Consider the following 25275-nt stretch of genomic DNA (forward strand, 5'->3'; position numbering starts at 1 on the left):
GGCGTGGGCGTGCACCGGGGGCGGTCGGGAAAGCGACCCGCAGAGCGATCACTGTGGGTGATGCGGGGGTGTGGTGCGCGCGGACAAAGGCGACGAATCACCGGCCCGGGGGCAGTACGAAGCCCCCGATCACGGGGGAACAACCGGGGGCTTCGCGACTGCAAGCGGCCTTGGGCGGCCGCACATTGAGAACGTAAGTCCTGTACGCCCCCCGGGTCAAGCGCAGTTGGGCCACTCGGTGTGATCGTTCGCGGACCAGGCCGGGACGCGACGGCCGCCCCTCACGCAGCGTGAGCAGGAGTCCTCGTCAGTCGGTTTTCCGGGGCATCTCCAGCACCTCGTACCCCTCCTTGCGCTGGAGTACCAGGAGTTCGGCAAAGGGGCGGGTGGGGTCGGTCAGGAAATGCGCCTCCTCCGCACGCTTCCAGCCGTCCCAGAATTCGGTCAGCCCCGGACCGTCGCGGAGTTGACCCCTGGCCCAGGAGTCCTCATGAGGCAACTCCATCCACAACAGGCACGCCAGGTAGGGGCGTACGTCCCGGCGCCCCGCCCCGACGCCCTCCACCAGGACCACCGGGGCGGCCGGCAGTTCCCGCTCGGGCCCGAAGCGCCGGGCCACCCAGTCGTAGGCCCGGTAGCGGCCGCTCTCGCCCCGCAGGAACGGCTCCAGCACCCATGTGCGCAGCCGTCCGGTCCACTCGAAGAGCTCCTCGTGGGTGGCCAGGTCGTCCAGGTGCAGCACCGGCGCCCCGCCCAGGGCCCTGGCCAGGCGCCCGGCGAAGGTGGTCTTGCCCGAGCCCGCGTGCCCGTCCACGGCGACCAGCCGCACCGGACCGGCGGAGGGCGGCAGCGCCGCGAGATGCCGGGCGAGGTCCTCGACGGCGGCCGGATGCCGCGCCGGGCCCCCGGCCCGTCCGTTTCGTTCGTTCACCGCACCACCCTAGGTCGTGCCCTTCGGGCGGACCGGGCGGCTTCGAGGGCGCGCCGCGCGGGAATCAGTGGACCGGGCCGCCCGAACGGCGATAGTGGTCCGGCCCGGCACCGGGCCGGTCCCGTCCGTACCGCCCGTCCACCCGTCGACTGGGGGAGCACCGTCATGTCCAGCAGACCCACTCCGCGCCGCACCGTGCTCGCCGCCCTCGCCGTCGCCGCGGCCGCGGCGCCGCTGTCCGCGGCGGCGTCCGCGGTCGCGGCCACCGCCGACCCGGCCGGCTGCATCGACCACCGCTCCTGGACGACCTTCCCGCAGTGGGCCGGCGGCAAGGGCGCCGGCACCCGCGTCCTGGGCGGCGAGCGCCCCGGGCTGGTGCTGGAGCGGCCGATCGGCACCCTGGAGTACGCCAACCCGCACACCGGCACCTCGGCGCGCTGGGAGTACGCCAGCTGGAGCTCGCCGGTCCATGTGCCGGCCGCGCCGGCCACCGAGATCGTCGTCTCCTGGAACGCCCGCACCCCCGCCGGCACCTGGCTGCAGGTGGAGCTGCGCGCGGCCTACACCGACGGGGCGCACAGCCCCTGGTACGTCATGGGCCGCTGGACGTCCGGCGACGGCCCCGGCGACATCCGGCGCACCTCGCTCGACGGCCAGGGCGACGGCAGGAGCGCGGTGTCCACCGACACCCTGGCCGTCTCGGACAAGGCGAGCGGGGTGCGCCTGGCCTCCTACGAGGTGCGGCTCACCCTCCTGCGGCGCCCGGGCACCGCGCTGAGCCCCGTCGTGTGGCGGCTGGGGGCGATGGCCTCGGACATCCCCGACCGGTTCACCGTGCCGGCCTCCCGGCCGGGGGAGGGCGCGGGCCACCGGCTGCGGGTGCCGCGCTACTCGCAGGAGATCCACAAGGGGCAGTACCCCCAGTACGACAACGGCGGCGAGGCCTGGTGCAGCCCGACCTCCTCGCAGATGGTCATCGAGTACTGGGGCCGCAGGCCCTCCCGCGAGGACCTCGCCTGGGTCGACCCCTCCTACGCCGACCCCCAGGTCTGCCACGCCGCCCGCCACACCTACGACTACCAGTACCAGGGCTGCGGCAACTGGCCGTTCAACGCCGCCTACGCCGCCACCTACCCCGACCTGCAGTCCGTGGTCACCCGGCTGCGCTCGCTGACCGACGCCGAGCGGCTGATCCGGGCCGGGATCCCGCTCATCACCTCGCAGTCGTTCCTGGCCTCCGAGCTCGACGGCGCCGGGTACGGCACGGCCGGGCACCTGATGTGCATCACGGGCTTCACCGAGGGCGGCGACGTGGTCGCCCACGACCCGGCCAGCCCCTCGGACGCCGCGGTCGAGCGGGTCTACCGGCGCCGGCAGTTCGAGAACATCTGGCTGCGCACCCTGCGCCGCAACGCACAGGGCGAGGTCAGGACCGGCTCCGGAGGCGTGTGCTACCTCTACTTCCCCGTGCGTCCCACGGCCCGTCAGGCCAGGGCGCTGGCCTCGGTCGGGGTGCGCTGAGGCGCCGGTCGCGGGGCGGTGCCGGGCGCTCCGCCCCGCCGCGGGACCCCCACAGTTCCGTACATACTTCCTCCATGTGATCATTTGCTGTGCGATCAAGGAGTGGTCACCGCTCGATCACCGAAGCGTCTCGACGACGGCCCCCGGGGCCGTGAGGGGCGCCGGGAGAGACGGATGTCACGCGATCGGATGGTTTCGGATCGGCAGGACGGGTCAGTCCGGGGACAGTGGAGGCGCGGGGCGGGTGGCTGAATGCGGATGACCGTTTTCCGTTTGCTGCTTCCCTTCGAACGAACGATCAGTAGCCTCTGCTCAGCACTCCCATCCGCCCCAACCCCCTCGTGACCGAGCTGGAGACACAGTCTGATGGAGCGTCCCGTCCGGGCCCCTCAGGGCATCGACCTGTCGCGCGACCTCGACCGCGCGGTTTGTTCTGCGCCGCTGACGACCCCTCAACAGGACGCCCGGACCGCCCGGCGCGCCACCACGCCGGACGGAAATCCCGTACGGTCGGGGGAGCCGGGGGTGGGGTGGCGGCCGTGACCCGAGCGTTCGGTGGCAGAATGCTGCCCGTGAAGCAAACCGTCGCCCCGGTTTCGTACGCAGCCATGGATTCGGCCATGGGAACCACCGGCCGTTCCGCCGTCCGCGACGACCGGCTGCAGCGGTTCGCCGCGATCTGGAGCCGGGCGGTCCACCCCACGGTGACGGCCGCCGTCTCCCGCGCCGAATTCGAGCGCTCCCTCGTGCCGCTGGCCGGCGTCCTGCGTGACGCCCTGCACGCCCGCCCCTTCGATCCCCGCCCCGCCCACGACGTCGGCGCCGCCCTCGTGGGCGCCCACTGCACCGACCCTGCGGCCCTGCCCCTGATCCTCGGCGTCATCGACGCCTACCTCGTGCTCTACCTGCCGCCCGAGCACCCCATGCCCGCCGAGGAGAGCCGCGCCCGCTGCTCCCGCCTGCAGCACGCCGTCGCCGCCGGCTTCGCCCGCGCCCTCGGCGAGCGCACCCGCGCCGAGCAGCAGGCCCTCACCGGCGCCGCCCGCGCCGCCCAGGCCGAGGCCGAACGCGCCCTGCACGCCAGCGAGACCGGCTTTCGCGCCGTCTTCGAGAAGTCCCCCGTCGGCGTGGGCATCGCCGACACCGAGGGCCGCATCCTGGACGTCAACGAGGCACTGGTGCGCATGTTCGGCAGCCCCGAGGGCACCCGCGCCACCGGGCGCAACGCCGGCGAGTTCGTCCACCCCGAGGACGCACCCGAGTTCTGGACCCTCTACCGCGAACTCGTGCGCGGCGACCGCGACCACTACCGCATCGAGAAGCCGTACTACCGCAGCGACGGCACCGTCCTGTGGACCGAGATGTCCGTCACCCTGCTGCGGGACGCCGCCGGCCGGCCGCAGTACCAGCTCGCCATCATGGAGGACATCACCGAGCGCCGCCGCCTGCACGAGCGCCTGCGCTACCAGGCCACCCACGACCCCCTGACCGAACTGCCCAACCGCACCCTGTTCTTCGAGCGCCTCGACGGCGCCCTGCGGCCCTCTCCGCAGACCGGCACCCCCGGCCGGTTCGGCCTGTGCTACCTCGACCTCGACGGCTTCAAGGCCGTCAACGACAGCCTCGGCCACACGGTCGGGGACCGCCTGCTCGTCGCCGTCGCCGACCGGCTGCGCGCCTGCGCCGCCTCCCCCCCGCGAACTCGTCGCCCGGCTCGGCGGCGACGAGTTCGTCGCCCTCGTCCACGACCCGGCCCCCGGCGAGGCCCCGGCCCTGGCCCGGCGCATGCTCACCGCCCTCGCCGACCCCGTCCGCCTCGACGACCGCGACCTGTCGGTGCGCGCGAGCATAGGCGTCGTCGAGGGCGCCGCCGGCGAACTCGAAGCGGCGGAGGTCCTGCGCAGCGCCGACATCACCATGTACCGGGCCAAGGCGGCCGGAGGCAACCGCTACGAGCTGGCCGACGCCGACTCCGACGCCCGCGTCATCGTCCGGCACGGCCTGACCACCCGGCTGCCCGCCGCCCTCGACAACGGCGAGTTCTTCATCGAGTACCAGCCGCTCGTCCGGCTCGACGACGGCACCGTACGCGGCGCCGAGGCGCTGGTGCGCTGGCTGCACCCCGTCCACGGGGTCCTCGGCCCCGACCGCTTCATACCCCTGGCCGAGAGCACCGGGCTCATCGTCCCGCTCGGCCGCTGGGTGCTGGAACAGGCCGTCCGCCAGGCCCGCGCCTGGCACGCCGCCGACCACCCCTTCCGCGTCAACGTCAACCTCTCGCCGTCCCAGTTGCGCCATCCCGCCCTCGTCGCCGACACCGTCGCCGTCCTCTCCGGAGCCGGCCTCGACCCCTCCGCCCTGTGCCTGGAGGTCACCGAGAACGCCCTCATCGGCGCCGACGAGGCGGAACTGCGCCCCTTGCGCCAACTCGCCGACCTCGGCGTCGACATCGCCCTCGACGACTTCGGCACGGGCTACTCCAACCTCTCCTACCTGCGCCGGCTCCCGGTCAGCACGCTCAAGCTCGACCGCTCCTTCACCCGCGGCATGCAGTGCGCCCCCGCCGACCCCGTCGACGTCAAGATCGTGGAGGGCATCGTCTCCCTCGCGCACACGCTCGACCTGTCGGTCACCGTCGAGGGCGTGGAGACCGGTACCCAGGCCGACCACCTGCGGTTACTCGGCTGCGACACGGCCCAGGGCTGGTACTACGCCCGCCCCGGCCCGCCCGACCGGCTGCACGCCCTCGCGCTGGCCGACGCCGCCACCTGCCCGGCCGGCGCCCCGCCGGCCGCGCCCTGACGGGCAGGTCAGCCGGCGCCTTCGGGCAGCTTGTCCAGCACGCGCGCCTCGGCGTCCGTGAGCAACCGCGAACGGATCAGGAAGCGCACGCCCTCGGGCGCCTCCAGCGAGAAGCCGCTGCCGCGGCCGGGCACCACATCCACCGTCAGGTGGGTGTGGCGCCACAGCTCGAACTGCTCGGCCGCCATCCAGAACCCGACGCGCTCGGGCACCCCCTCGACGGCCAGCTCCGCCAGCAGCACGTCCGAGCCGCCGGTGCGGAACTCCCCGAGCGGGTAGCACATGGGCGAACTGCCGTCGCAGCAGCCGCCGGACTGGTGGAACATCAGCGGCCCGTGCCGCTCCCGCAGCCGGCGGACCAGCCGGGCTGCGGCGGGCGTCAGGGCGATGCGGGAGACGGCGGTTACCTGCCGGCCTAAGTGGGGGGCCATCGGCTCATCCTCCTCGACCTACCGAGAGGGGACAGCCTGCCCGGGAGTGCAACTGATCGCCAGGTCGCCGGCGTTGGTCAGGCCCGGGTCCGTGCCGGTGCCCGGGCCTGGGTCTGGCTCTGGCTCTCGTCCTCCTCGCCGTCCTCGGCCGGGGCGCTCGGCGACGGCTTGGGGGCGGTGGCGGTATGGCCGACCCCGGTGAGATAGGCCGAGACCACGACGTTGGCGGTGTACTCGTGCTTGGTGCGGTTGTAGTCGCCGCCGCAGGTGATCAGGCGCAGTTCGGCGCGCTCGGGGTCCTTGGGGGCGTACACCTTCTCGTCGTCCCAGTGGTCCTTGTCGACGACCGTGACGTCCTCGACCGTGAACTCGGCGACGGTGCCGTCCTTGCGCGTGACGGTGATCTTCACGCCGCGCTTGATGGTGCTCAGTTCGTAGAAGACGGCCGGGGACTGCTGGGTGTCCACGTGCCCCACGAGGACGGCGGCACCCGTGCTGCCGGGGGCGGGCCCGTCCTGGTACCAGGAGACGGCGTTGGGCCTGCTGTACGGCGGCGTCTCGACGCCGCCGCGGGGGTCGAGGCCGTGGGCCTCGATCGGGGCCTCCAGGCCCATGGCCTTGATGGCGAGCCCTTGGGGGCCCGCCCCCGGCAACGGATCGATCGCCGGGGGCAGGCCGCGCGCATGGGTACGGCGTGGTGCGCTCGTGGCACCGGTCTGCGGAGCCGAGGTCGTCGACTCGTCGACGGTGTGGTGACCGCACAGCCACAGGGCGAGCAGCAGAGCCGCCCAGGCCGTTCCCGTCAGCAGGCGGCGATTCCTGCCGCCCGTGCGCGCTGGTGACATGACGCAGGTCAGCCTCCTGTTACCGCTTCGCCGCGTTCACGCGACGGCGGTACCAGATCAGGCCACCGGCCATGCCCACCGTGGCGCCCGCCAGGGCGAGTGCCGGGGTGCTCACGGTCGAGGACTCCTCGGCCGCGACGGTCGCCGTGGCACCGCCACCCGCGTGGTTGCGGCCGTGCGGACGGCCGTGGTCGTGGTCGCGACCGTGGTCGTGGTCCCGGCCGTGCTCGTGCCCGTGGTCGTGGTCACGCCCGTGGTCGTGGTCACGTCCGTGCTCGTGGTCGCGACCGTGGTCGTGGTCCCGGCCGTGGTCACGCCCGTGGTCGTGGTCGCGACCGTGGTCGCGGCCGTGGTCGTCGCGGTCGTGGTCACGTCCGTGGTCGCGACCGTGGTCGTCCCAGTCGTGGTCACGCCCGTGGTCGCGGCCGTGGTCGTCGTCGCAGTCCCGGTCACGGTCGTGGCGACCGTGGTCGTGGTCGTCGTCGCAGTCCCAGTCGGAGTGACCGGCCACGAGACGGCTCTCGACCTGACCGGCCTTCACGGCGGCCGAGCTGTCGAGGGCGAATGCGGCGGCGGGTGCGGCGACGACGGCGGCTGCCGTCAGAGCGCCGCAGAGAGCGGTACGAATTGACTTCATTGGGTGTACCTCCTTCGAATCCGAGATTCACCCGGCAATCCGGACGGAGCATCTGCACGGTAGTCGTATTGCTCCATTCGGTAGTGGATCAGGTCCGGACGGGGGAGGCCGGCCCGGGTTTTCCGGGGGAAAACCGGCCCCGCCCGGCGTGGCCCGCCCGCTGTCCGCCGCTTGCCGCAGTAAAGGGGCGGCGTGTCGTCCGGTAGCCGGCATCAGGTCGTTGACCTGCAGTGATGTCGCGATCTACACTGATCGACATGACTGCCGGGTCGGCCTTGGGCCGCGAGCGAAAGAGTTGCCCGGCCTCCGAGTGAGGTCGGGGCGGGCCAGGAGCCCGCCACTGCCGGGGCCCTTCCGCACCTTCTTTCCGTCCTTACGTTCATGACGAGGAACCCCATGGCAGTCCAGCTCAACCACACCGTCGTCCACGCCACCGACAAACGCGCCTCGGCCGACTTCCTCGCCGGCATCCTCGGCGTACGGGCCGGCGCCCCCTTCGGGCCGTTCGTCCCGGTCGACCTGAGCAACGACGTCACGCTCGACTTCTACGAGAACACCGAACTGACGCTGACCCCGAGCCACTTCGCCTTCCTCGTGCCCGAGGAGGACTTCGACGCCATGATCGACCGTCTCGAGGCCGCCGGAGTGACCTACTACGCCGACCCCCATCACGGACAACCGGGCAGGGTCAACACGCTCTTCGGCGGCAGGGGCGCGTACTTCGCCGACCCCGACGGCCACAACATGGAGATCATGACCCGCCCCTACATCCGACCCGCGTAGCCGCACCCTGTCGATCCATCGGCATGGCGCTATGACGCCATGAAGATTTGTCGCCTTTTCCGATCCCCGGCCCCCGCTCGCCACCAGCAAGCCGCGCCGTAGGCAAGACATGAACCGGACAGGTGCATCGCACTGTTCGGGGACGTTTCGGCAGGCTTGACACGCGGGCGGGGACGGCGATCAGAATGTTGCAGTTCTTGATTCGTTCCGTTCTTGATTCGTTCTGTTCGTTTTGGGTCGAGCAAGTGGATCCGGCGGAGTCGGCCGTCGAACGCGGCCTGCCGGTCGGGGGGATGCGTGTACAGAACCGACACTTCCTGCACTTGTCCCGTACCCGACCGATGAGTGGCCTCCCCAAAGACGGGCGATTTTCCCGGCCGTCGGGAACGGCCGCTTTCTCTTTTTGCCCGGCGGATCCTGGCGCGGCAGCGCCTGCCATGACGCGATCACCGCATTTTTCTGACTGCAGAAGTGGACAGACCTCCGGCGCTCCGCCGGGGACGACAGACATGCAGCCGAGAGGGTCGATCGATGATCAAGAACCTGGAGATGGGGCGCAGCCTGCGCCCCGAAGGGCCCACCGGCCCCGAGCAGCGCCCCCTGACGCACAGCGCACACCTGGTGGAACGGGTGCCGGTCGACGCCCTGAAGCTCGCGGACTCCCCGCGCACGGCCGGGGAGGACGCCGAACACATCCGCACGCTGGCCGAGATGGACGTCGACCTGCCACCGCTGGTCGTGCACCGCTCCACCCTCAACGTCATCGACGGCGCCCACCGGCTGCGCGCCGCCGTCCTGCGCGGCGACGACTTCGTCGACGTGTGCTTCTTCGACGGCAGTACGGCCGATGCCTTCGTCCTGGCCGTCGAGTTGAACGGCACCCACGGGCTCCCGCTGTCGCTGGCCGACCGCAAGGCGGCCGCCGAGCGGATCGTCGCCTCGCACGGGCAATGGTCGGACCGCCGCATCGCCAAGGTCGTGGGCCTGGCCGCCAACACCGTCGGCGCCATACGCCGATGTTCAACTGCTCATGACGAGCAGTCGAACACCACCGTCGGCCAGGACGGTCGCATCAGGCCGCGCAACTCCGCCGAGGGACGCCGCCGGGCCGAGGTCTACCTCAAGGAACACCCCGAGGCGTCCCTGCGGGAGGTCGCCAAGGCCGCCGGCATCTCACCGGCCACCGCCAGCGACGTACGCCGGCGCATCCACCGCACCGCTGCGCACGACGGGCCGCCGCCGGACGCCTTACCCGCGGCGCGGCCCGCCCCCGGCAAGCCCGCGCCACTGCGCCGCACCGGCTACCGCGCCCCCAAGAGGATCAGCGCCGACGTCCTCACCAGCCTCACCAAGGACCCCTCCCTGCGCTTCACCGCCGCCGGGAAGATCCTGCTGCGCTCGCTGCGCATCTGCGCCGTCGACGCCGAACAATGGGCCCGCATCGTCGACGCCGTGCCGACCCACCGGCAGGAGACCATCGCCTCGCTCGCCCGGGAATGCGCCGTGATGTGGCAGAACCTCGCCGACCGGCTCGCCGAGCGCGTCGGCGCCACGGCCCCCTGAAAAGCCCCGAAGTCCCCTGAGAAGCCCCGAAGTCCCCGGGAAGGACCCGGGAGGCACCGAAAAGGATCAGGCCGCCTGCAGGAAAGCGGTCGCGTCGCGGAAGAAATCGGCCCTGGAGACGACGGAGTGACCCGCCCTTTGATACTCGATCCCCCTCGCCCCCGGAATCGCCTCGGCGGTCTGCCGGAACATCTCCGCGGGCCACAGATGATCCCGTGCCCCCCACACCACCAGCACGGGCACCGCGACCCGGTGCAAGCGGTCGTGGACGTCGAAGGCGTCCTCGGCCAGCAGCATCGCCTTCATGTCCGAGTGATCCGCCGGCGGCCTGTCGAAACGGCCCGCGACCCACAGCGGTACGACGAGGAGCGCGCGCAGCAGCGGATCGCGGGTGAGGGCCGGGGCCGCCCGGTGCATGGCCGACCTGCCGCGCTCCGCCGCCGCGAGCATGTCGCGGTGGAACCGCCGCCCGACGGGCCCCAGCGCATGGGCGGCGCCGGCCAGCACCAGCCGGCTGATCACCCCCGTCGGGTGGTCGACCGCCAGCTGCAAGGCGACGGAACCCCCCGTGCCGTGCGCCACGACGGGCACGGGCCGCCCGAATTCCTCGCGCAGGGCGGTCGCATGCTCGCCGGCTATCTCGCCCATGGTCGTACCCGGCACCATGCCCGGCCGCCGATTCGTCCAGAAAACCCGGTACCCGGCGGCGACGAAAGGCCGCACCAATCGCGCGGCGGCCGCCCGTTGGGCACCGGGACGCGGCACCGTGTGCGTCATCGTGAAATCCGAGAGGTACACCAGTGGCGTGCCCGTTCCGAACGCCAGGTAGGGAAGTCCGGTGCTGAAGAACCCCTGTTCCATCGGCATGTTCACGGACACACCCTCCATGGGCTGACAGCGGCGAGAAGGCTAGAGTGCATTTCGTTCCCGACAGAAAACTTAGCCACAGGTCACCTCTGGAAAGGAACCGGGAGTGCTGCACACCGACTTACTGGGGCCGCTGCCGGAGCTGTTGACCACGGGCGACACGACCGCGCCCACCCGGGTGCGCACCCCCACCGGTGACGACATGTGGCTGGTGAGCGACTACGCGCTGGCGCGCACCGTCCTCACCGATCCGCGCTTCAGCCGGGCCGCGGCCGCCGCGCCGCAGGCCCCCAGGCTCAACACGGCCGGCCCCTCCCCGTCCTCGATCATGAGCATGGACGGCCACGACCACGCCCGCCTGCGGCGCGTCACCGCGGCCGCCTTCACCACCGGCAGGGTCGCCCGCCTGGCACCCATGGTGCAGAAGGTGAGCGACGGCCTCCTGGCGGACATGGCCCGCCAGGGCCCGCCGGCCGACATCGTCGCCGCCTTCGCCGCACCCCTGCCCGTCGCCGTGCTCGGCGCCCTGCTCGGCGTCCCGCCGGAGGACCGGCCCGTCTTCGACGCCTCGGTGGAAGTCCTCTTCGACATCACCGCCAGCAGCGACGAGCAGAAGGCCCGCCACCGCCTCCTGCTCGTCGACTACATGGCCGCGCTCATCGACCGCAAGCGCCGCGGTACGGACGACGACCTGCTCACCGAACTCATCCGCGCCCACGACGACGGCGTGCTGTCCCGGCCCGAACTCGTCAGCCTGGGCCTGGCCCTGCTCACGGCCGGATACGAGACGACCGTCGGCCAGATCGCGCTGGCCGCCCTCGCCGTCCTCCAGGGCGTCCTGCCCGCCGCCGCCCTCACCGACCCGGCCCGGGCCGAGGGCACCGTCGAGGAACTCCTGCGCGCCACCCCCTCGACCCCGCTCAGCTTCCCCCGCGTCGCCACCGAGGACGTCGACCTGGCCGGCGTCGTCGTCCGCGCCGGCGAAGGCGTCGTCGTCTCCTTCCTGCACGGCAACCGCGACGCCGCCGTCTTCGCCGACCCCGAGGCGATCCGCCCCGGCAGAACCACCCCCCACCTCGCCTTCGGCCACGGCATCCACCGCTGCCTGGGCGCCCCCCTGGCACGCCTGCAGATCCGCACCGCTCTCGCCGGACTCTTCACCCGCTTCCCGGACCTGACCCCCGCCCTGACCCCCGCCGCGACCCCCGGCGGTATTAACGGCGTCAACGAAGCTGTGGTGTGGAAGGACGGCCTCGTCACCCGCGGCCTGGCACGGCTCGTCGTCACCTGGTGACCACCGCACCGGTGGGACGCGCCCGGGCCCACCGCTCCCCACGCAGCAGTCGAGCAAAGGAGCTGAACGCCCCATGGCCGCACCCCGCACCGGTGACAGCACCGACGAACGGCAACCGGCCACGCAGGCGACGCCCGGGGAGGCGGCCGCGGGAGGTGGGGCGGTCGCGGGAGGTGGGGCGGCCGAGCCCATCGCCGTCGTCGGGCTCTCCTGCCGCTTCCCCGGCGCCGCCTCGCCGGCCGCGTTCTGGCGCCTGCTGTGCGACGGCACCTCCGCGGTCACCGAGCTCCCCGGCACCGGCCGGCGCGAGGGCCGCCTCGCCGGCGCCGACCTCTTCGACGCCGACTTCTTCGGCATCTCGCCCCGCGAGGCCGACGCCATGGACCCCCAGCAGCGCATCGTCCTCGAACTGAGCTGGGAGGCCCTGGAGGACGCCGGCGTGCTCCCCGCCCGCCTGCGCGGCACCAGGACCGGCGTCTTCATCGGGGCCGACTCCCACGACTACGCCTTCGTCCTGCACCGCGACGGCGCCGCACCACCCTCCCACCACGCCGCCCCGGGCACCCAGCGCAGCCTCATCGCGGGCCGCGTCTCCCACGCCCTGGACCTGCGCGGCCCCAGCGAGACCCTCGACACCGGCCAGTCCTCCTCCCTGACCGCGGTGCACGCCGCCTGCGCCGCCCTGCACGCCGGGGAGAGCGATCTCGCGCTCGCCGGCGGCGTCCACCTCAACCTCGCCGAGCAGAGCGCCCGTCTCGCCGAGGCATCCGGCGCGCTGTCCCCCGACGGCCACTGCCGCACCTTCGACGCCCGCGCCAACGGCTACGTCCGGGGCGAGGGCGCCGGCCTCGTCGTCCTCAAACCCCTCTCCCGCGCGCTCGCCGACGGCGACCGCGTCTACGCGGTGATCGCCGGCAGCGCCGTCACCCACGGCGGCCGGAGCGACGGTCCGACCGTCCCCAGCGCCCCCGCCCAGGCCGCCGCGGTGCGCGGCGCCTGCGAACGGGCCGGCATCGCCCCGGGCGACGTCCAGTACGTCGAACTGCACGGCACCGGAACCACCGTGGGCGACCCCGTCGAAGCCGCCGCCCTCGGCACCGCCCTCGGCGCCGGCCGGCCCCCGGGGGACCCGCTGCGCGTCGGCTCCGTCAAACCCGGCATCGGCCACCTGGAGGCCGCGGCGGGCGTCGCGGGCCTGATCAAGGTCGCCCTCGCCGTCGCCCACGACGCCCTGCCGCCGACCCTGAACTTCACCGCACCCGGCCCTGCCATCGACCTCGACGCCCTGGGCCTGCGCGTCCAGACCGACCTCGGCCCCTGGCCCCGCCCCGGGCGCCGCAAGGTGGCGGGCGTCTCGTCGTTCGGCATGGGCGGCACCAACTGCCACGTCGTGCTCGTTGCGCCCCCGGCCGCCGCGAGCCGGTACGCGTCCGCGGACCCCCGCGAGGCGGAGGCGCCCGCTGCACCGGGCGGGCTGCCCTGGGTGCTGTCCGCCCGCAGCGAGGCGGCCCTGCGGGCCCAGGCCCGGCGCCTGCACCGGCACCTCGACCAGCACCCGGCCCTGCGCCCCGCCGACGCCGCCCACACCCTCGCCACCACCCGCACCGCCTTCTCCCACCGGGCCGTCCTGCCGGCCGTATCCGGCCGGGAGGAGGCCCTGGCCGGCCTGGCCGGCATCGCGAGCGGCCGGACGCCGTCCACGGCGGTCACGGGAGTCGTACGGGAGAACAGGGACGTGGTCTTCGTGCTGCCCGACGGCGAGGACGACGCCTGGGCGGAGCGGGCGCACGAACTGTTCGGGGGCGTCGAGGCGTTCCGCATCCGCAGGGAGCAGTGTGCGCAGGCGTTCGCACCCGCCGAGCCGCCCCGGCGCTTCGCGCTGCTGGTCTGCCTCGCGGCCGTGTGGGCGGCGTACGGCATCGAACCCGCCGCAGTCGTCGGCGCCCCGCACGACGCGACGGCCGCCGCAGTCCTCACCGGCACCCTGCCCCTGCCCGAGGCGGCGCGCCTTCTCACCGAGGGGGACGCAGGGCAGGACGCGGGGGATGACTGGATCACGCCCCCGGAGCGCACGGACGACCTGCCCGCGAACGCGCTCCGGACCGACATCACCGCCGCCGACGCACCCTGCCTCCTGACGGCACTGGCACGGCTCCACGTCGCCGGAGCGGACGTCGACTGGACGGCAGCCTTCCCCCACGGCTCCGCGCGGGTGACCGATCTGCCCACGTACGCCTTCCAGCGCACCCGCCACTGGTGGCCCGCCGCCGACGCCCCCGACCACCGCTCCCCGGCTCGCCCCGCCCGCCCCCGGACCGGACGCCGCCTGGTGCTCGCGACGGTCGCGGACGTCCTGGGCCGCAGCACGTTCGACGCACAGGCGTCCTTCCGCGAGCTGGGTCTGGATTCCCTGATGGGGGTGGAGCTGCGGAACCAGCTGTCGGCGGAGACGGGTTTGGCGTTGCCGTCGACCGTCGTCTTCGACTACCCGACGCCCGAGGCGCTGGCGGGACATGTGGAGTCGCTGACAGGCAATCCCGGCACCTCGGACGCCTTGATAAGCGTCGAAACTGCTTCCACTTCCCGGGAATTACTGGTTGACGATCCTGTGGTGGTTGTGGGTATGGGGTGTCGTTTTCCGGGTGGGGTGGTGTCTCCGGAGGGTTTGTGGGGTGTGGTGGGGGGTGGGTTGGATGTGGTGTCGGGGTTTCCGGTGGATCGGGGGTGGGATGTTGGTGGTTTGAGTTATGTGGGTGAGGGTGGGTTTGTTTCGGGGGTGGGGTTGTTTGATGCGGGGTTTTTTGGTGTGTCGCCGCGTGAGGCGTTGGCGATGGTGCCGGAGCAGCGGTTGTTGTTGGAGGTGGTGTGGGAGGCGTTGGAGCGTGCGGGGGTGGCGCCGGGGGGTTTGCGGGGGAGTGGGGTGGGGGTTTTTGTCGGGGGGATGTCGTATGAGTACGGTCCTCGGTTGTTCGAGGGTGGTGGGGAGTCCGGTGGTTATTTGTTGACGGGTTCGTCGGGTGGGGTGTTGTCGGGTCGGGTGGCGTATGTGTTGGGGGTCGAGGGTCCGGCGGTGACGGTGGACACGGCGTGTTCGTCGTCGTTGGTGGCGTTGCATTGGGCTGTGCGGTCGGTGGTGTCGGGGGAGTGTTCTCTGGCGTTGGCGTGTGGTGCGACGGTGATGTCGACGCCGGGTGCCTTTGTGGAGTTCTCCCGTCAACAAGGCTTGTCGCCTGACGGCAGGTGCCACTCCTACTCCGCCGACGCGTCCGGCACCGGTTGGGCCGAAGGCGTGGGCGCACTGGTGGTGGAGCGCCTGTCGCGTGCCCGACGTTTGGGGCATCCGGTCCTTGCGGTGATTCGTGGAAGTGCGGTGAACCAGGACGGCGCGAGCAATGGCCTGACCGCTCCCAACGGCCTCGCCCAGCAACGCGTCATCGCCACCGCTCTCGCCAACGCCGGATTACGGCCCTCGGACATTGATCTCGTGGAAGGCCACGGCACCGGCACCCGCCTGGGCGACCCGATCGAAGCACGCGCTCTCATCGAGGTCTACGGAAAGCACCGCCGGGCCGATCGTCCCCTGTGGCTCGGCTCGCTGAAGTCCAACATCGGCCATGCGCAGGCCGCTTCCGGTGTCGGCGGCATCATCAAGACCGTCCTGGCCATGCAGCACGGTCTGATGCCTCGCACGCTCCATGTCACCGAGCCCACGCCCGAGATCGACTGGGACGGCGCAGGCGTTGCCCTCCTGACCGAGGCCCGCCCCTGGACCGCGGAGCCCGGCCGCCCACGGCGCGCGGGCGTCTCGTCCTTCGGGATCTCCGGCACCAACGCCCACGTCATCCTCGAAGAACCCCCGGCGCCCGCCCCCCAACAGCCCCGCGCCGGCACCCCGCTCCCGCTCATCCTGTCGGCCAAGACCCCCACCGCCCTGCAGACCCTCGCCCGCACCCTCCACGATCACCTCACCACCACGACTACCGACCCCGCCGACGTCACCCACACCCTGGCGGTACGCGACTCGGGTTTCCCGTACCGTGCCGCATTCCCCGCCGGCGACCGGGACGCGCTGCTGGCCGGACTCGACGAACTGGCCGGAGCCGATCCGGCCGACCGCGACGACAAGGCCCCCACCGGCAGGCGGCTGTTCATGTTCGCCGGACAGGGCACCCAACGCCCCGGGATGGGACGGCAGTTGTACGCCGCCTTTCCCGTCTACGCCGATGCCTTCGACGAGGCGTGCGCCGCCCTCGACGTGCACCTGGAGCGCCCTCTGCGCTCCGTCGTGCATGCGCATCCCGCCACCGCCGAGGCGCTGCTGCTCGACCGCACCGAGTACGCGCAGCCCGCGTTGTTCGCCGTCGAGCTGGCGCTGTACCGCCTGGTGCGGTCCTGGGGCGTGGTGCCGGACCTGGTGCTGGGGCACTCCGTCGGCGAGCTGGTCGCGGCCCATGTCGCCGGCGTGTTCTCGCTGGAGGACGCCGCGACGCTGGTGGCCGCGCGCGGCCGGTTGATGCAGGCGCTGCCCGCCGGCGGGACCATGGTCTCCGTGCGGGCGCCGGCGGCGGAGGTCGAGCCGCTGCTGGCCGGCCGCGCGGACCGGGCCGGGATCGCGGCCGTCAACGCGAGCACCGCCGTCGTCGTCTCCGGGGAGGCCGGCACCGTCGCGGACATCACCGCCGAGCTGGCCTCCCGCGGTCACAAGGCCGTGCCGCTCACGGTGAGCCACGCCTTCCACTCCCCGCTGATGGAACCGGTCCTGGAGCCCTTCCGGGACGTCGCGGAGAAGATCACCTACCATCCGCCGCTGCTGCCCGTGCTGTCCCATGTGACCGGCGGCCCGGCCGACCCCGCCGAACTGGCCACCCCGCAGTACTGGGTGGAGCACATCCGTCGCCCGGTTCTCTTCGCCGAGGGGGTGCGCGCCGCGCGGGCCGCCGGAGCCGGCCACTTCGTGGAGATCGGCCCCGGCAGCACCCTGGCGGCACTCGCGTCGGCCGTCCTGGCCGAGGCGGACGCGGAGCCCGATCGCCCCGGCCGCCCGGACCGCCCCGGCCGCCCCCGCCGTGACGTCGTCGCGCTCCAGCGCGGCGCCCGCGACGAGGCGGTGACGCTGGTCGAGGGTCTGGCCGCCGGCTACGCCCGCGGCCTCGCCGTCGACTGGACCGCGGTCGCGGGCGCGTGGGGCACCGGCCGCACGACGCCCCTGCCCACGTACCCCTTCGAGCACCGCCGGTACTGGCTCGACCCCGGCCCGGCGACCCCTGCGGCCGGCGCCGGCGGCCATCCGTTCCTCGGCGCCGGGCTGGAGGATCCCGAGGGCGGAAGCGTGGTGTGGTCCGGGCGGCTCTCGTCCCGCGACCACCCGTGGCTGACCGAGCACGTGGTCGGGGGCCGGCCGCTGCTGCCGGGGGCCGTGCTCGCCGAACTGGTCTGCAGGGCCGGGCGCGAGGCCGGGTACGACCGGCTGGAGGAGCTGGTCCTGGAGGAGGCCCTGCCCCTGGCGGACGGCACCGACGTCGAGCTGCGCCTGGTCCTCAAGGCGCCGGACGGGGCGGACCGGCGGCCCTTCGCCCTGCACTCCCGCCCGGCCCCGCCCCCCGGCGACGTGTCGCGGGCCCCTGCCGCCGCATGGACACGCCACGCGGGCGGCGCGCTGACCAGGCAGCCCGCGACCGGTGCGCCACCGGACGGCCTTGCCGCCTGGCCGCCCGACGACGCCGAGCCCCTCCCGCTCGACCCCGCCGACGCCTACGCCGCACTCGCCGCGCGCGGGCTGGCCTACGGGCCGGCGTTGCGGGGCCTGAAGGCGCTGTGGCGCACGGAAGCGGACGGCGCCCTCCACGCGGAGGTCGAACTGCCTGCCACCACGGGCCCGGTGGCCGGGCGCTTCGTCCTGTACCCCGCCCTCCTCGACGCCGCCCTCCACGCCGTCGAGCACCGCACCACCGCACAGGACGACAAGGCCCGCATCCCGTTCCTGTGGAGCGGGGTGAGCGTGCACGGCACGGGCGCCACCGCCCTGCGCGTACGGATCCTGCCGCTCGGCACCGACCGGGTCGGGCTGGAGCTGTTCGACGACAAGGGCGCGCCGGTGATGAGCGTGGCCTCCCTGACCCTGCGCCGGCCCCCGACGCCCCCCGGCCTCCCGGAGCTGTGGCGTCCGGCGTGGACGCCGTACCCGCTGACCGCGGCGCAGGAGCCCGTCCGCGTCGCCGTCCTCGCCCCGGCGTCGGGCGCGTCCCCGCTCCTGCCCGGTGCCGCGCGGTACGCCGACCCGGCGGCGCTCGCCCGGGCCCTTGCCGCCGGCGGTGAGGCGCCCGGGGTGGTCGTCGTGCCGTGCACGACGCCGACCGACGGCGCCGAGGCGATCCGGCGTACCGTGCGGCGCGTCCTGGCCGTCGTCCAGCAGGTGTCGGCCGAGCCGTCCCTGGCCGGGTGCCGGACGGCCGTCGTCACCGGCGGCGCCGTGGGCGTGGCGGACGGCGAGGCGCCGACGGACCTGGCCGGCCGGGCCGTCTGGGGCCTGCTGCGGGCCGCGCAGGCGGAGGAGCCCGGCCGGTTCGCGCTGCTCGACCAGGACGGTACGCCGCCCTCCCGCGCCCTCCTGCCCGCCGCCCTCGGCGCGGGCGCACCGCAGCTGGCCCTGCGCGACGGCCGGGCGTACGCCCCCGCCCGTACGGCCGCGGGCACCGGCGCGGTCCTGCGGCCCCCGGCCGGCCCCTGGCGCCTGGACCACGTGGGCCGGGGCGCCCCGGAGAAGGCGGCACTGGTGCCCTGGCCGGAGGCCGCGGCGCCTTTGGGCACCGGCGAGATACGGGTCGCACTGCACGCCGCGGGCGTCAACTTCCGTGACGTGCTGCTGACGTTGGGCGTGATCGGCCCCCGGGACGGGGTCGGGGCATCCGCCGTCGAGCAGAGCGCCGAGGGCGCCGGCGTGGTCACCGAGGTCGGGCCGGGCGTCGCGGGGCTCGCGGTGGGGGACCGGGTGGCCGGGCTGTTCGCAGCCGCGGGCCCGGTCTCCGTCACCGACCACCGCCTGGTGGCCCGCATGCCGCGGGGCTGGTCGTTCCCGCAGGCCGCCGCGGTGCCGGTGGCGTATCTGACCGCGTACCACGGTCTGGTGGAGCTGGCCGGGCTGCGGGCCGGCGAGACGGTGCTGGTGCACACGGCCACCGGGGCGGTGGGCATGGCGGCGGTCGGGCTGGCCCGGCACCTGGGCGCGGAGGTCTACGCGACGGCGAGCCCCGGCAAGCACGCGACCCTGCGCGCGATGGGAATCCCGGACGACCACATCGCCTCCTCGCGCGACGCCGCCTTCGCCACGGCCTTCCGCCGCGCCACCGGGGACAGGGGCGTCGACGTGGTCCTCAACTCCCTCGCCGGGGAGCTCACCGACGCCTCCCTGCGCCTGCTGGCCGACGGCGGCCGCTTCCTGGAGATGGGCAAGACCGACGTCCGTGACCCGGCCGCCGTCGCCCGCGCACACCGGGGCGCCCGCTACACGCGGTTCGACATCAGGGAGGCGGGCCCCGGGCGCATCGGCGGCATGCTCGCCACGATCACCCGCCTCCTCGAACGCGGGGCGCTCCCACCCCTCCCGGTGGACGTGCGGCACGCGACCCGCGCCCCGGAGGCGTTGCGGTACGTCGCCGAGGCGCGCCACACCGGCAAGGTCGTCCTGGCCCTGCGCACCTGGGAGACGGACCGGCCCGTGCTGGTCACGGGCGGCCTGGGCACCCTGGGCGGGCTCGTGGCCCGGCACCTGGTGCGGGAGCACGGCGTACGGCGGCTGGTCCTGACCGGCCGCCGGGGCGCGGACACCCCCGGCTGCGCGGAACTGACCGCCGAACTGCAGGACGCGGGCGCCGACGTCACCGTCGCCGCCTGCGACGCCGGGGACCGGCAGGCCCTCGCCGGACTCCTCGCCGACCTCGGCCGCCGGGGCATCGCGCCGGGGGCCGTGGTGCACGCGGCGGGCGTGACGCACGACGCGGCGGTGGCCACCATGACGCAGGACTCCGTGGACGAGGTGCTGCGGCCCAAGGCGGACGCCGCCGTGCACCTGGACGAGCTGACCCGGGACGCCGGCCTGTCCGCCTTCGTCCTGTTCTCCTCGGTGGCCGGGACGACCGGCTCGGCGGGGCAGGCCAACTACGCGGCGGCCAATGCCGTCCTCGACGGCCTGGCCGAGCGCCGGCACGCGAGTGGGCTGCCGGGGCTGTCCATCGCCTGGGGTCTGTGGGAGCCGCCGAGCACCCTCACCGGGGGGCTGAGCGCCCTCGACCGGCAGCGGCTCGCGCGGCAGGGCATCGGGGCCCTGTCGGCCGAGGAGGGGCTCGCCCTGTTCGACGAGGCGCTACGGGCGGGCGCCCCCACGGTCGTGGCGGCACGGCTCACACAACCGGAGGCCACCGTCCTGCCGCCCCCCGGCTCCCGCGGCGACGCGGCACGGCAGCCGGCTCGCCAGCCCGGCCGGCCGCCGCTGCTGGAGCTGGTGCGGGCGCAGACGGCGGCCGTACTGGGGCACGACGGGCCACGGGCCGTGGCCCCCGATGCGCTCTTCCCCCAGATGGGGCTCGATTCCCTCGGCGCCATCGAATTGCGCAACAGGATTTCGGCCGCCACGTCCGTCCCGCTGCCCCCGACCCTGATATTCGACTATCCCAGCCCCCGGGAGCTCGCGGACCATCTGGGCCGTGCCTGCCCCGACTGGGAGAAAGGGACGGAAGCATGAGGGAAGCATGAGGGAAGCATGAGGGAAGCATGAGGGAAGCATGAGGCGAAAATGAGGGCAAAAAATCGCTGGTTGATGTCCTTCCGCAGCGGACCGGCCGCATGTCCCCTGCGCCTGGTGTGTTTTCCGCACGCCGGCGGATCGGCGGGTTCCGTCTTCCCGCTCTCCGCCGCGGCACCACCGGAACTGGACGTGGTGGCCGTGCAGTACCCGGGCCGGCAGTGGCGCCGATCCGAGGCGGCCGAGCACGACCTGCACGGCCTGGCGCGGGGCGCCGCCGAGGCCGTGGCGGCGCTGCCGCCGGCCCCCACCGCCCTCCTCGGGCACAGCATGGGGGCGCTCGTCGCCTTCGAGACCGCGCGCCTGCTGGAGAGCCGCCACCCGGGCGGCGTGCTGCACCTGTTCGCCTCCGGCAGCCGGGCCCCCGCCCACCCGCGCGCCGAGGCCCGGCGCGGGACGTGGAGCGACGAGCAGATCGCCGCGGAAGTGCGGCACCTGGGCGGCACGGACGCGGGGATGCTCCCGGACGACGAGGCCCTGCGGATGAACCTGCCCGCCCTGCGGGACGACTACCGGGCCCTGGCCGCGTACGCCTGCGCGCCCGGCGCGGCCACCGGCATCCCCCTCACCGCGCTGGTCGGCCGCGAGGACCCCACCACCGACCCCGAGGACGCCGCGCGGTGGCGGGAGCACACCACGGCCGCGTTCGGCGGCGTGCACGTATTTCCCGGCGGCCATTTCTATCTCGCCGCGCAGGCGGACGCCGTTGTGCGCCTGGTGATTGAACGCCTTGCCGCCGTACCGCGGCCGTGACAATGTCGGCCGTGACCGTCCCGTACGTGCGGCATGCGGCCGGAACCGAGAATTGGGAGGGACGATGGCCAACCCGTTCGAGGACGAGAACGCGTCCTACGTGGTGCTGATCAACGACGAACTCCAGCATTCCCTGTGGCCGAATTCGCTGGAGGTGCCCGGCGGCTGGCGCGTGGTGTTCGGCGAGGCGAGCCGGGCGGACTGCCTGGAATACGTCAACAAGAACTGGACCGACATGCGGCCCAAGAGCCTCGTCGACGCCATGGACGCCGCCGCGGCCGAGGCCGCCGACCGGCCGGGCACATGACGTGCCCGGTCAGGCGCGCACCCTGAGCCTGCTGAGCCTGTTCGGCCCCGAGTGGGGCACCGACCCCTACCCGCTGTACCGCACCCTGCGCGAGCAGGGTCCCGTCCACTGGGACCGGTGGATGCGCAGCTGGCTGGTGCTGGGGCACGAGGAGATCACCCGCCTCTCCCGGGACGAACGGCTCACCGGCGCCCGCATCGAGGCGTTCTACGAGCAGCTGCCGGCCTCGGCGAAGTCGGAGATGTCGGCACTGAGGGACGTGCTCTCGCGCATGATGCTCTTCAACGAGCCGCCCGGGCACACCCGGCTGCGCCGGCTGATCAAACCCGGACTGACCCCCCGCTTCATCCACGACATGCGACCGCTGATCGAGGAAAAGGCCGACGCACTGCTCGACCGCGCGCTCACCGGCGGCACCCTGGACGTGATCCACGACTACTCCGAGCCGCTGACGCGGGAGGTCGTCGCACGGCTGGCCGGCGTGCCCGGGCACGGCATGCCGCTGCTGGAGAACTGGCAGGGTCTGCTGTTCGAGTTCTACACCCAGTCCGCCCGGCAGGTCCCGCGCATCCGGGCCCTGCGCGAGCTGTTCGACGAGGGCGCCCGGGCCCGGCGCGAGGGCAGCGGCGCGGACCTGTTCAGCCGTCTGATCGCCGACCAGCTGCAGGGCGAGCAGTACACCGACGACGAGGTCTTCGCCAACTTCCTGCTGCTCATCGACGCCGGGCAGGCCACCACCACCCACCTCATCGGCAACGCCGTCCTGGCGCTGCTGCGCCACCCCGACCAGCTGCGCCTCCTGCGGGACAAGCCCGAACTGGCCGCGAACGCCGCGCACGAGTTCCTGCGGTACGACAGCTCGGTGCAGTTCACCAGCCGGGTCGCGCTGGCCGACATCGAGCTGGCCGGCCACCGCATCGCGGCGGGCGACTCGGTGGCGCTGGTGCTGGGGGCGGGCAACCGCGACCCCCGCCGCTACGCCGACCCCGAGCGGCTGGACGTGACGCGCAGGGCGAGCGACCACCTGTCCTTCGGTCACGGCATCCATTACTGCCTGGGCGCGGCCCTGGCGCTGGCCGAGACCGAGATCGCCGTCGCCCGGCTGCTGGCGCGCACCGCGGACCTGCGCCTGACCGAGGAGCCGGTATGGATCGAGAACGTCAACTTCCGCTTCCTCTCCCGGCTTCCGGTCCTGTGCACGCCCCTCGTGTGACCGTGCGAGGGCGCGTCACTCGAAACGGTATCTTCAATTCCGCGTTTTCAACGTCCCGTTGACAACGCGATGTTGGCAGCGCCACGATGCCGGACGTGGACAACCGCGAATCGACGAACACCCCGTTCCGGCCCGAGGATCCGGACCAGGCCCGGGCCCGCCGCGAACAGCTGGCACTGGCCCGCATCCGGGAGCGCTTCGGCGGCCCCGCGGAGGGCGGACAGGACCCCGGAGCGGGCCCCGGCCCGACCGCACAGGAAGCGGTCGCCCTGGTCAGCGCCCTGGCGGGCGGCAGGCCCGGCCCCGGCGGGGCACCGGCGGTGGACACCACCGACCTGCTGGCCGCCCTGACCCTGCTGCCACGTGCCCGCGCCGAGCTGGACGCCCTGGAGGCGGGCCTGATGTTCCTCGCCCGCGAGGCCGGCATGACCTGGGCCGAGATCGCCTTCGGCCTGGGCCTGCGCTCCGCCCAGGCCGCCCAGCAGCGCTGCGGCCGCTCCCTGGGCCGCAAGGACGACAGCCGCAAGGACGACAGCCGTGACGACAGCCGAACCCGAGGGTGACCGTGCGTACTGACCTTGCAGTGGAGACCGACGGGCTGGTCAAGTCCTTCGGAAAGACGCGCGCCGTCGACGGGCTCGACCTGTCGGTGCCCGCCGGCGCCGTCTACGGGGTGCTGGGACCCAACGGCGCGGGCAAGACCACCACGCTGCGGATCCTGGCCACCCTGCTGGCCCCCGACGCCGGCTCCGCCCGCGTCTTCGGCCACGACGTCGTGCGCGAGGCCGACGACGTGCGCCGCCGGGTGAGCCTGACCGGGCAGTTCGCCAGCGTCGACAACGAACTCACCGGCGAGGAGAACCTCGTCCTGCTCGCCCGACTGCTGGGCCACTCCGCCCAGGCCGCCCGGGCCCGCGCCCGCGACCTGCTGGAGGCCTTCGACCTCGCCGAATCCGCCGACCGCCCCGCCCGCACCTACTCCGGCGGCATGCGCCGCCGGCTGGACGTGGCCGCCGGCCTGGTGGTGCGCCCCGAGCTGATGTTCCTCGACGAGCCCACCACCGGACTGGACCCGCGCAGCCGCAACCAGGTCTGGGAGATCATCCGGGCCGTCGTCCGGCGCGGCACCACCGTCCTGCTCACCACCCAGTACCTGGAGGAGGCCGACCACCTCGCCGACCGCGTCGCCGTCATCGACCACGGCAAGCTGGTCGCCGAAGGCGCCCCCGAGGAGCTGAAGAAGTCCGCCGGCAACGGCTCCCTGCGCGTCGAACTGCGCGACCCGCAGGACCTTCAGGACGCCACCCGCATCCTCACCTCCGCCCTCGGCGTGCCCGCCCACCCCGGCGGCCCCACCCAGATCTCCGCCCGCGGCGCCGATGCGCACACCGTCGCCCGCGCCCTCGGCGTGCTGACCCAGTCCATCGACGTCGAGGACTTCTCCATGGACCGCCCCAGCCTCGACGAGGTCTTCCTCGCCCTGACCGGGCGCCCCGCGACGACCGACGTCCCGCAGCAGCCGGGCACCCCCCGCAACGGCAAGCACCGCACAGCACCCAGGGAGCCCCGATGACGACGGCCGCTCACCCCGCACCGGCACGGCACACGCTCGAGCAGGTCCTGGGCGAGGACGTGCGCCCCGCCCGCCCCGGAGCGCTGTCCTCCACGCTCACCCTGGGCTGGCGCGCCATGACCAAGATCAAGCGGTCGCCGGGGCAGATGTTCAACGCCACCGTCACCCCGGTGATGTTCACCCTGATCTTCACCTACCTCTTCGGCGGGGCACTCGGCGGCAGCACCGGGGACTACCTGCAGTTCCTGCTGCCCGGCGTGCTGGTCCAGGGCGTGCTGTTCATCTCCACCCAGACCGGCGTCGCTCTGACCACCGACCTGCAGCAGGGCATCTTCGACCGCTTCAAGTCCCTGCCGATCTGGCGGCCCTCCCCGCTCACCGGCGCCCTCCTCGGCGACGTCGTGCGCTACCTGATCTCCTCCGTGGTCGTGGTGGCCGTCGGGCTCGCCCTGGGCTTCCGGCCGCACGGCGGATTCACGGGCGTCGTCGCCGGCATCCTGCTCGTGGTGCTCTTCGGCTTCTGCGTCTCGTGGATCTGGACCCTGCTGGGCCTGGCCCTGCGCACCCCCCAGGGCGTCTCCGCCCTCGGCATGCTGATCCTGTCCCTGCTCACCTTCGCCAGCAACATCTTCGTCCGCCCCGGCACCATGCCCGGCTGGCTCAAGGCATTCGTGGACATCAACCCCGTCGGATTCGTCGTCACCGCCGCACGCCAGCTGATGAACGGCGACCACCCCGGCGAACTCGGCCCCGCGCTGATTTCCTGCGCCGTCCTGCTCCTGGTCTTCGTGCCCCTCAGCCTCCTGCGCTACCGCAAGAGCTGAGAAACCCGCGCAGCAGTCGCACGGCATTCCCCCGAACATTGCCGCCCTTTCACGGGCCGGATAGCCTCGTCGGCGAGCAGGAAATCCGCACCACCCGACCGAGAGGCACCGGCCCACGGGCCGGACATCGATGG

Annotated in this window: 16 protein-coding genes and 1 pseudogene; 12 read left to right on the forward strand and 5 right to left on the reverse strand. The window is 73.4% G+C overall.

Going from position 1 to position 25275, the window contains the following annotated elements; all coding sequences use genetic code 11:
* Nucleotides 1-307: 307 nt before the first annotated feature.
* Nucleotides 308-931 (reverse strand): uridine kinase family protein, encoded by a 624-nt coding sequence (locus AC27L3_RS06745; RefSeq protein ID WP_487233083.1) that lies wholly within the window; start codon nucleotides 929-931, stop codon nucleotides 308-310.
* 165 nt (nucleotides 932-1096) lie between these two features.
* On the opposite strand from AC27L3_RS06745, the gene AC27L3_RS06750 reads away from it, so the two are divergent.
* A complete protein-coding gene (locus tag AC27L3_RS06750) occupies nucleotides 1097-2452 on the forward strand; it encodes a C39 family peptidase (protein ID WP_487233084.1) in 1356 nt (451 codons plus the stop codon).
* 608 nt (nucleotides 2453-3060) lie between these two features.
* A pseudogene (locus tag AC27L3_RS06755) lies at nucleotides 3061-5254 on the forward strand (putative bifunctional diguanylate cyclase/phosphodiesterase).
* Between the two features lie 8 nt (nucleotides 5255-5262).
* On the opposite strand, the gene AC27L3_RS06760 reads toward AC27L3_RS06755, so the two are convergent.
* The 3 genes from AC27L3_RS06760 to AC27L3_RS06770 all read right to left on the reverse strand — a co-directional run bounded on the left by AC27L3_RS06760 (nucleotide 5263) and on the right by AC27L3_RS06770 (nucleotide 7167).
* The gene (locus AC27L3_RS06760) at nucleotides 5263-5685 is read right to left on the reverse strand and encodes a DUF779 domain-containing protein (protein WP_487233085.1); all 423 of its coding nucleotides are present in this window, start codon (nucleotides 5683-5685) and stop codon (nucleotides 5263-5265) included.
* A 77-nt stretch (nucleotides 5686-5762) separates the two neighbouring features.
* Nucleotides 5763-6530 (reverse strand): class F sortase, encoded by a 768-nt coding sequence (locus AC27L3_RS06765; protein WP_487233086.1) that lies wholly within the window; start codon nucleotides 6528-6530, stop codon nucleotides 5763-5765.
* 19 nt (nucleotides 6531-6549) lie between these two features.
* Complete coding sequence (locus AC27L3_RS06770; RefSeq protein ID WP_487233087.1) at nucleotides 6550-7167, reverse strand: hypothetical protein; 618 nt, start codon at nucleotides 7165-7167, stop codon at nucleotides 6550-6552.
* Nucleotides 7168-7563: 396 nt separating this feature from the next.
* On the opposite strand from AC27L3_RS06770, the gene AC27L3_RS06775 reads away from it, so the two are divergent.
* Both AC27L3_RS06775 and AC27L3_RS06780 read left to right on the forward strand, forming a co-directional pair.
* Nucleotides 7564-7950 (forward strand): VOC family protein, encoded by a 387-nt coding sequence (locus AC27L3_RS06775; protein WP_487233088.1) that lies wholly within the window; start codon nucleotides 7564-7566, stop codon nucleotides 7948-7950.
* Nucleotides 7951-8481: 531 nt separating this feature from the next.
* A complete protein-coding gene (locus AC27L3_RS06780; RefSeq protein ID WP_487233089.1) occupies nucleotides 8482-9513 on the forward strand; it encodes a ParB/RepB/Spo0J family partition protein in 1032 nt (343 codons plus the stop codon).
* A 66-nt stretch (nucleotides 9514-9579) separates the two neighbouring features.
* Here the strand turns inward: AC27L3_RS06780 and AC27L3_RS06785 are convergent, their stop codons facing one another.
* The gene (locus AC27L3_RS06785) at nucleotides 9580-10161 is read right to left on the reverse strand and encodes an alpha/beta fold hydrolase (RefSeq protein WP_487233090.1); all 582 of its coding nucleotides are present in this window, start codon (nucleotides 10159-10161) and stop codon (nucleotides 9580-9582) included.
* A 325-nt stretch (nucleotides 10162-10486) separates the two neighbouring features.
* On the opposite strand from AC27L3_RS06785, the gene AC27L3_RS06790 reads away from it, so the two are divergent.
* From AC27L3_RS06790 to AC27L3_RS06825, 8 genes are all read left to right on the forward strand, one after another.
* On the forward strand, nucleotides 10487-11674 hold the full coding sequence (locus tag AC27L3_RS06790; protein ID WP_487233091.1) for a cytochrome P450: 1188 nt from the start codon (nucleotides 10487-10489) through the stop codon (nucleotides 11672-11674).
* Between the two features lie 73 nt (nucleotides 11675-11747).
* On the forward strand, nucleotides 11748-20411 hold the full coding sequence (locus AC27L3_RS06795) for a type I polyketide synthase (RefSeq protein WP_487233092.1): 8664 nt from the start codon (nucleotides 11748-11750) through the stop codon (nucleotides 20409-20411).
* A gap of 75 nt (nucleotides 20412-20486) precedes the next feature.
* Entirely contained in the window at nucleotides 20487-21224 is a 738-nt protein-coding gene (locus AC27L3_RS06800) for a thioesterase II family protein (RefSeq protein WP_487233093.1), read from the forward strand.
* Nucleotides 21225-21288: 64 nt separating this feature from the next.
* Nucleotides 21289-21531, forward strand: a complete 243-nt coding sequence (locus AC27L3_RS06805; protein WP_365970193.1) for an MbtH family protein — start codon at nucleotides 21289-21291, stop codon at nucleotides 21529-21531.
* Nucleotide 21532: 1 nt separating this feature from the next.
* Nucleotides 21533-22744, forward strand: coding sequence for a cytochrome P450 (locus tag AC27L3_RS06810; RefSeq protein WP_487233094.1), 1212 nt, complete (start codon nucleotides 21533-21535; stop codon nucleotides 22742-22744).
* 95 nt (nucleotides 22745-22839) lie between these two features.
* Nucleotides 22840-23307, forward strand: coding sequence for a DNA-binding protein (locus AC27L3_RS06815; protein ID WP_487233095.1), 468 nt, complete (start codon nucleotides 22840-22842; stop codon nucleotides 23305-23307).
* Nucleotides 23304-24317: an ATP-binding cassette domain-containing protein gene (locus AC27L3_RS06820; protein ID WP_487233096.1), complete on the forward strand. Its 1014-nt coding sequence runs from the start codon at nucleotides 23304-23306 to the stop codon at nucleotides 24315-24317. The genes AC27L3_RS06815 and AC27L3_RS06820 overlap by 4 nt, the downstream gene beginning before the upstream one ends.
* Complete coding sequence (locus tag AC27L3_RS06825; protein WP_487233097.1) at nucleotides 24314-25141, forward strand: ABC transporter permease; 828 nt, start codon at nucleotides 24314-24316, stop codon at nucleotides 25139-25141. The genes AC27L3_RS06820 and AC27L3_RS06825 overlap by 4 nt, the downstream gene beginning before the upstream one ends.
* The last annotated feature ends 134 nt before the right edge of the window (nucleotides 25142-25275 follow it).

This window comes from Streptomyces sp. PKA51, assembly GCF_057552455.1.

Bases quoted from the DNA above. Each gene is read 5' to 3' on its own strand.
- AC27L3_RS06750 (WP_487233084.1), top strand. From the start codon at position 1,097: ATGTCCAGCAGACCCACTCCGCGCCGCACCGTGCTCGCCGCCCTCGCC.
- AC27L3_RS06760 (WP_487233085.1), bottom strand. From the start codon at position 5,685: ATGGCCCCCCACTTAGGCCGGCAGGTAACCGCCGTCTCCCGCATCGCC.
- AC27L3_RS06765 (WP_487233086.1), bottom strand. From the start codon at position 6,530: ATGTCACCAGCGCGCACGGGCGGCAGGAATCGCCGCCTGCTGACGGGA.
- AC27L3_RS06770 (WP_487233087.1), bottom strand. From the start codon at position 7,167: ATGAAGTCAATTCGTACCGCTCTCTGCGGCGCTCTGACGGCAGCCGCC.
- AC27L3_RS06775 (WP_487233088.1), top strand. From the start codon at position 7,564: ATGGCAGTCCAGCTCAACCACACCGTCGTCCACGCCACCGACAAACGC.
- AC27L3_RS06780 (WP_487233089.1), top strand. From the start codon at position 8,482: ATGATCAAGAACCTGGAGATGGGGCGCAGCCTGCGCCCCGAAGGGCCC.
- AC27L3_RS06785 (WP_487233090.1), bottom strand. From the start codon at position 10,161: ATGGGCGAGATAGCCGGCGAGCATGCGACCGCCCTGCGCGAGGAATTC.
- AC27L3_RS06795 (WP_487233092.1), top strand. From the start codon at position 11,748: ATGGCCGCACCCCGCACCGGTGACAGCACCGACGAACGGCAACCGGCC.
- AC27L3_RS06800 (WP_487233093.1), top strand. From the start codon at position 20,487: ATGTCCTTCCGCAGCGGACCGGCCGCATGTCCCCTGCGCCTGGTGTGT.
- AC27L3_RS06805 (WP_365970193.1), top strand. From the start codon at position 21,289: ATGGCCAACCCGTTCGAGGACGAGAACGCGTCCTACGTGGTGCTGATC.
- AC27L3_RS06825 (WP_487233097.1), top strand. From the start codon at position 24,314: ATGACGACGGCCGCTCACCCCGCACCGGCACGGCACACGCTCGAGCAG.